This window comes from Roseateles sp. P5_B10, assembly GCF_056400485.1.
Genome location: NZ_JBFULE010001470.1, coordinates 1 through 700 on the forward strand (window position 1 = coordinate 1; position 700 = coordinate 700).

General features: G+C 63.4%; 1 pseudogene. It reads left to right on the top strand.

Annotated features, from left to right (window positions below):
* Positions 1 to 2: 2 nt before the first annotated feature.
* Positions 3 to 700: pseudogene (locus AC1DU6_RS34035) on the top strand (NADH-quinone oxidoreductase subunit F); the annotation flags it as partial.

Below are 700 nucleotides of genomic sequence, written 5' to 3' on the forward strand. Positions count from 1 at the left end.
CGATGCTGGACCTTTCCAAATTCCAAGCCACCGGCGCCGAGACCTGTTTCCACGGCCGCCACATCGCTCCGCAGATCTACGCGGACCTGGACGGCAAGAACTGGTCAATCAAGGACTATGAAGCCCGCGGTGGCTATGCAGCCCTGCGCAAGATCCTCGGCAAGGACGGTGGCGAAGGCCTGACAGCCGATCAAGTCATTGCCGAAGTGAAGACCTCGGCCCTGCGCGGCCGTGGCGGCGCAGGCTTCCCGACCGGCCTGAAGTGGAGCTTCATGCCCCGACAGTTCCCGGGCCAGAAATACCTCGTCTGCAATTCCGACGAAGGCGAGCCGGGCACCTGCAAGGACCGCGACCTGCTGATGTTCAACCCGCATCAGGTCATCGAGGGCATGGCCATCGCCGCCTACGCGATGGGCATCAAGGTCGGCTACAACTACATCCACGGCGAGATCTTCGAGGTCTACGAGCGCTTCGAAGCGGCCCTGGAAGAAGCCCGCGCCGCTGGTTACCTCGGCGACAAGATCATGGGCTCGGACTACAGCTTCCAGCTGCACGGCCACCATGGCTTCGGCGCCTATATCTGCGGCGAGGAAACCGCGCTGCTGGAGTCGCTGGAAGGCAAGAAGGGCCAGCCGCGCTTCAAGCCGCCGTTCCCGGCCAGCTTCGGCCTGTACGGCAAGCCCACCACCATCAACAACAC